Here is a 6,379-nt window from a genome sequence, read left to right as displayed (position 1 = left end):
ATACGAACTTTAGATCCTTCTTCATTGACACTCCCCTCAAAACTAAGAGGTTTTGTAACACCATGCATACTCAAAGTACCTTTGAGAATTACATTGTCGCCTCCCTTGGCAATAACCTCTTTAATCTCAAAAGAGGCTTTAGGAAACTTATCAGATTCCATAGTCTCATGCATATTTGTATCACGTTTTGAGTTATCACTCATAAAATCGGCAATACTCACATCCATACTACCTCGTAATGATGTTGCCAAATCCCCCATTGAGAGGTGTGACGTCGCTTTTTTAAAGACAGGATCAATACTTGAATCACCGAATACTTCCGTATGCGCTTTAATCACTCCCGACTCGAAAGACAAATTTCCGGCATAAACCGAGGCCGCTAGTAACAGTGCCGTTATACTTAATTTAATCATGAAATTCTCCTAAAATAAAATGGATATAGTAAGGCAAAAAGCCCCAAAATAACTGCAGCTATCCACAGCTGATGTTCTAATGCAACCACATTCGCCGCTGATGCGGCAATCCACCCTACCCCAATCATAGAGAGAGCTATAGTGCGAATATTTCTCATTTGAATCAGCTTATAAAATAACAACACATTATAGTATGAAATGACAACCGGATAGATAACGGCGAGAAATAACGGCTCTTTTATCCAAAAGAGTAGGTAACTCACCAGAAACAGTCCTAAAATAATCGGGCTATGTTTCACTAACCCATCTCCATAACGATACGCGAGGTAAACTCCTGCCAAATGGGAAGTGATAATGAGAAGGGTATACCTACTCCAGATATCCATATCTCCCGATCGACTCAATGTCTCAAAAAGGGCAGAATCGGCAAAAATCCACAACATCATAACCCCTACCAGCTTCCATGGAAATTGGAGGTGTTCTCGATACTCAACGTGCTTCAGTTGTGCAAAGCGTAATGCAACAACCGAAATTAAAGGTAAAACAACAGCAATATCATCACGTTCCACAAATGGATACGTATAGAGTGCCGTCCCGATCGCATACGAAATTGCCAATCCTAAGGAGAGTTGCAATTTCCCTTGCGAGCCAAAAATGTAGAGAAGCAAGGGGGTTGTATACCCTACAACAAACCCAAGCGCCAATAACATCCCCAGTGAATAGTTAGGATAAAACCACGAAATTATCATTTGTATCCCAAACAAAAAGCAAAGCTCTTGCTTGAAACTGTGATGACGCCACAAAGCACTAAGTAACGCTCCAATAACTCCGCCGATAGGGAGAGTATAAAGATCATGAATATGGGAATCAAATGCCCCAACAACCCCCGTTTGAGCGATGAGGAGATAGTACAAAAGCTGTGAACTAAGGACGATAACGAGAAGATTCACACTCTGCCTCGCAAGAACAACCAATACACCAGTGCAAAGCCAGCATCGTACAACGCTACCAAAAGGGCGATCCCATCAAGTGAGCCTGCCATATACAAAGCCACAAAGACCGATGCACATACAGCGCGCACCGATGCGGTAAATTCGCCAAAGCGGTACGGATCATATTGAAGCCCATACCAGTGTGCCAACCCCGTCCCGATCATAAAGGCAAAGACGATGTACTCATAAGTTCCGCTAAATCCAAATCCTAACAGTGGAAATAATGTCGCACCCGCGAGGATGAGGATCACCCCACCCCCTGCATCACTCAAAAATCCGCTCAAATGATAGAGTTTTAACGGCGAATCAAGTTTGAATTTAATTCTCTCATAGGTAATCCACACGATCATCCCCACAAGCAATGCACCAATCAGTGCACGAGTTCCTAAATAAAGCTCTACGGTTCCGCTAAAGCCTCCCGCTTCAATGATCCCCGCTATTGTGAGAGCAAGTGCCATCAGTGCCATCAGTGCTGTCCAGAGTACCGCATAAACTCGACGGAAAAGGTTCGGCAAAAGATGGTGCAAAATGGCGAGCGCCATAAACGCCACCCCAAGCCCCATTGCGATATGCGCGTGCCCCACCACGAGATCATTACGATGAATCAATGCACGTATTTCGGGGATAAAGAGGAAATTTCCTTGTACATCCACAAACACAAACGCCCATATCGAGAGGATCAGATAGGGATTCGTTTTAAAACTCACCCCCGCATCACGGAGCCATACCCATAACAGTGGGAGATAAAGGAGGGTTAGATACTGAAAAAACCACTCTTCGTTGTAGCTCAGATTATGGAAAAAGTTACGAATGATGAGTGAGAGGACATACCCCACTAACGGGACAATCCACAACCAGTGCCATCGCGGTTTAAACTTTTGCGTGGCTACTAGTTTGATTAGTAAATAATAGATTGGGATCAGTGTAAAACTCATCCCCAATGTATTATCACCATGCGGTCCGACGAGCGTTTGCTCCACCTGACCGTACTGTGGGTTCATAAGCACTACCAAAGCGATAGGTGCGGCGATCACCGCGAGAAGCGATACATTAACCCACAGAGGACGCTTCTCGTAACGACGCAGTGCATCAACGAGAGCTAGAAGATAAAACAGACCGCTAAAAGCAAGGAGGAAATTCAGCTGATAGGGAAAATCGTAAAACGGCAACCCCCGAATATTTCCAAAGAGCAATGCCATAGACATAAAGAGTAAAAAGAGGTTCCACACAATGAAGTAACGACGTAAATGCTCAATAGCACTCTCGGATAAAACCCCCTCTTTTTGAAACAGTGCAAAAGGGAGCAAAGAGAGCATCAGCGGGAAAAATCCGTACAACATATGGGATATATGAAGCGACCGTGCACGCTCAGGAGAGAGCAAGGTCATCGAACCATCCAACCCCACCATCTCAAGCGCATAAACAAGTCCTGCAAATAGTCCGAGAATCAGCCACACCAATGCGAGAGGAAGTTCATCATTTATAAACTTTTTTAACAACGCCGTCCTCCATCTCTATAATTACATCCGCATAATCGGCGATCTTTTTGTCGTGCGATGCTACGACAAATCCTGTCCCTTGGAGAGAAAACTCTCTAAAGAGTTCATACACCCCAAGAGCATTTTTACTATCCAAATTCCCTGTTGGCTCATCAGCAAATACAACCGAGGGGGCATTTACCAACGCTCTGGCGATGGCGGCACGCTGACGCTCTCCACCTGAGACCTCATCACTGTAGCGATGAGAGAGATTGGAGATTCCCAGTGATTCCAATAACGAATCAACACGACTCTCCTCGATCGCTCCCAACGCAATATTTTCACGTAAGGTCAAATAGGAGATTAGATAATGAAATTGAAACACAAACCCGATATTAGTACGACGGAATCGGTCAATATTTCCCAATTCACTCAGGATTTTACCATCATATTGAACATTTCCAAAGGTCGGTTGCAAGAGTGTTGATAGGATTGAAAGAAGGGTTGTTTTACCGCTTCCGCTCTCTCCGATAATGGCGGTAAAGCTCCCTGGTGTGATAGTAATATCGACACCATTCAACACTTTTTCATGTCCGTAGAAGTGCTCAATTCCTAGTGCTTCGATTTTCATGCACCACCTCGTTGGATCAAACTCATCGGATCAATACGTGAGGCATAAAATGCCGGTAAAAAAGTCCCTACCAAAGCCATCACCACCGAAACGATTAAAACATTGATCATCAGTGTAACGGTAATTTCACCATTGATGTAGCCTTGAAACTTATCAGCATTTTCAATCAGTTCCAAGATTCCAAACGAGGTTCCAAGTGCCACTGCGTATGCCGCTAATGCGATGATCAGTGTTTCACTTAAAAGTTTAAATATAATAGTACTCGATGAAAGCCCTATAGAGCGCATAATCCCAAACTCGGCTTTACGATCACTCACCACCATACTCATCATACTCACAATCCCCAATATTCCCATCAAAAATGCCATCGCCCCGATAACATCCGAACTCGTTTTGATGATTTTAAACTGATTGTACGAATCGATAAAATTTTCAGTAGTTTTGGCCTCAATCTCACTGCTTAAAAGATTAACCTCTTTGAGGACTGCGTCACTTTGACTCAAATCATTCAAGCTAACCAAAAAAATCGAAGCACTTTTATGAAACAGCTCTCCCGCATCAACGAGGTTCATGACGACACCGCCATCTTCAAATCCGATACGGCTTTTAAATACCCCGCTCACTCGAAACTCTTTTTTCGAGAGTGTCACTGTTTTAGGGTGTTTCAGAGTCTCATAGATTTTCGATCCGAGCATCACTTCGCCTTGCGAGGGGATTGATCCTTGTTTGAGCGAATAGCTCTTAAAACGGTTCTCACTCACCCCATAAATCCCCACAATAGGGAGAGTATCGACCGGAGCGGCACCCAGAATCAACACGCTGGACTCTTTAACTCCAACCATGTTCATCACGGTGTCGTTGAGAGATCGGTTAATGTCACTGAAAAAGGTATCGGCAATCCCTTTTTGGGTGACGATAATATCTCCATCGGTTTTGAGCATGGCACTGTACATACTCACTACCCCTCCCGATATCGCACTGATCAAAAAGATCGCGGCGATAGAGACACTCATACTAACAAAAATGAGGGAAGTTTTAAAACGGTTTTTACGGAGTGCTTTGAGCGGTGTAATCACTGCTCAATCACTTTTTTGAGTTCGGATGTGTTCTCAATAAAATCGATTTTTGTGAGAAAATTTCCCCGAAATTTCATCACGGTGATTTTGCCCTCTTGATAGGGAAAATTGAGCCCTTGCTCTTCATCTTGGATCAAAAGAACGCGATGGGTATATTTACGCATTTTTGGCAATGCAAAACTCTCAGTGATAAATTTTGGCATTTGACTGATATCAGCGACAAAAGCTGCTTTATGTTTAGTTAAATACCCTTTCTCCTGCACGGTGAGATATTCATTCACCGTTGCCCCTGTCCCTTTTTCGAACGCCATTATAAGTGTTTTCGGCATCACTTTTAGCGTGACTCTTTTACCGTGTTGATCACTCAAATCGAGGGGCATAACCGATTGCCCCACTTTGTAAGGAGCCGCCCATAGAGTGAACGCAGCCAACATCAAAATGATAACCTTTTTCATAATAATCCCTTATGCCTAATGAAGTGACGAAAGTATAAGAGAAAAAAGGATAATTAACGGTTAATAAATACTAATGAGTTAAAGTAGCCAATATTCTAGAAAGTTCTACGTGCTGATCCAAAGTAATCGCAAAATTCTGGTCCATCACTTTGTCGAGATGATTCATCTCTGTGAGAGTAATTCCAAACGGATCTTTTTTCGCTACTTTGCTGCCAGAAGCAGAGAGGGTTACATTATCAAGTTTTTTTGAACTGTGACGGATAAAATAGGTCAGGAAATAGCCGCCAGAGTGATCTTTTTCAATGGCTACGACGACACGAGAAGCATTTGAGGCGTTCCAACTCAAATCCGGTGCAAGGATTTTAAAATCGTCCACGCTCATATAGCCGACGTACACTTTCGTGTAAATATCGTGATAACGCTGTGTCGCCGGTCGTCGAAAGAAATCGAGATCAATCGGATTTTTATTGCGAAGAGAGCGAAGCATCCACGAAAGTGTCGCATAATATTTAAAAGCAGAAATTTTGAGCTCTTCAGCGTGGGCAATTTTAGAACTTTCAATCCGAATCATAGGGGCACGCGGTGATTTAGCGCTAAGACGATCTAAAATATGGCGCGCGCTGTAAGGTTTCGTTATCCAAACCGATGCGTACGAAGGTAAATCTGACGTACCCGTTGCCCCTTCATTTAAAACCAGCAGAGCTTTCACCTCATAACGGGGAAACAGCACTTCTAGCAATGCTCGTTTTTTTCGAAGTCTTTTTTTGAGATTACTTACCGATTTCACTAATGTCATTTCAACAAAATAAAGCTCTTTGTCGGTAAACAACAGACCATCAAATTCGCCAATCTCTTTGTGGCGGGCGCGATAGATAATCTGACCTTTCCAACTCACCGAGAGAGCATCACTCATCGCCCTCGTTCGGTTTTTATGGGGGCCTTTAATGATAAAACTTTTAATTTGGGGCTCATTAGCGGCATAACGGAGAAGTTTTTCGTAGATATAGTTCTCATACACTTCCCCCTCAAAGGAGCGAAAAGCACTAATATACCCTTCATCCTCGATCGTCTGCCCCTTCGCTTCAAGCGAAAGAATATGATCAATATTATAATCGTAATATAAAAGATTATCGCCAAGTTCTGTATCGCCATCAGGAATGACCGTTTCATTAATCGTGAGCATAAAACTCTTTTTGTGCAAATTAAGGTATCTTGCAAACACCAATCATCATTTTACCTTATTTTTTACCATAAGATACTTTTGAAATGTGAAAGCAGTTTTATGTAGTGGAATTATCATCAACAAAATTAACGCATTAAAAAGTGTTTAGTAT

Annotated in this window: 7 protein-coding genes; all 7 read right to left on the bottom strand. The window is 42.8% G+C overall.

The window, feature by feature from the left end; translation table 11 throughout:
• A partial coding sequence (locus PHR02_RS12605) for a YceI family protein (protein ID WP_299992549.1) occupies positions 1–413 on the bottom strand: 413 nt, incomplete at its 3' end.
• The gene (locus PHR02_RS12600) at positions 410–1,363 is read right to left on the bottom strand and encodes a hypothetical protein (RefSeq protein WP_299992548.1); all 954 of its coding nucleotides are present in this window, start codon (positions 1,361–1,363) and stop codon (positions 410–412) included. The genes PHR02_RS12600 and PHR02_RS12605, both read right to left, overlap by 4 nt.
• On the bottom strand, positions 1,360–2,904 hold the full coding sequence (locus PHR02_RS12595) for a cbb3-type cytochrome c oxidase subunit I (protein ID WP_299992545.1): 1,545 nt from the start codon (positions 2,902–2,904) through the stop codon (positions 1,360–1,362). The genes PHR02_RS12600 and PHR02_RS12595 overlap by 4 nt, the downstream gene beginning before the upstream one ends.
• Positions 2,882–3,514 (bottom strand): ATP-binding cassette domain-containing protein, encoded by a 633-nt coding sequence (locus PHR02_RS12590; RefSeq protein WP_299992543.1) that lies wholly within the window; start codon positions 3,512–3,514, stop codon positions 2,882–2,884. The genes PHR02_RS12595 and PHR02_RS12590 overlap by 23 nt, the downstream gene beginning before the upstream one ends.
• Positions 3,511–4,590: an FtsX-like permease family protein gene (locus tag PHR02_RS12585; RefSeq protein WP_299992542.1), complete on the bottom strand. Its 1,080-nt coding sequence runs from the start codon at positions 4,588–4,590 to the stop codon at positions 3,511–3,513. The genes PHR02_RS12590 and PHR02_RS12585 overlap by 4 nt, the downstream gene beginning before the upstream one ends.
• Entirely contained in the window at positions 4,587–5,045 is a 459-nt protein-coding gene (locus PHR02_RS12580; RefSeq protein ID WP_299992541.1) for a hypothetical protein, read from the bottom strand. Before PHR02_RS12580 ends, PHR02_RS12585 begins: the two co-directional genes overlap by 4 nt.
• 70 nt (positions 5,046–5,115) lie before the next feature.
• A complete protein-coding gene (locus PHR02_RS12575; RefSeq protein WP_299992540.1) occupies positions 5,116–6,228 on the bottom strand; it encodes a hypothetical protein in 1,113 nt (370 codons plus the stop codon).
• Between the last annotated feature and the right edge of the window lie 151 nt (positions 6,229–6,379).

Source organism: Sulfuricurvum sp. (assembly GCF_028688295.1).
Lineage (GTDB): Bacteria > Campylobacterota > Campylobacteria > Campylobacterales > Sulfurimonadaceae > Sulfuricurvum.
Note: the sequence above shows the minus strand (reverse complement) of the source record. Positions and strands in the feature narration are given on the sequence as shown.

Excerpts from the sequence above, each read along its gene's own strand:
- PHR02_RS12575 (WP_299992540.1), bottom strand. The coding sequence starts at position 6,228 with ATGCTCACGATTAATGAAACGGTCATTCCTGATGGCGATACAGAACTT.
- PHR02_RS12590 (WP_299992543.1), bottom strand. The coding sequence starts at position 3,514 with ATGAAAATCGAAGCACTAGGAATTGAGCACTTCTACGGACATGAAAAA.
- PHR02_RS12580 (WP_299992541.1), bottom strand. The coding sequence starts at position 5,045 with ATGAAAAAGGTTATCATTTTGATGTTGGCTGCGTTCACTCTATGGGCG.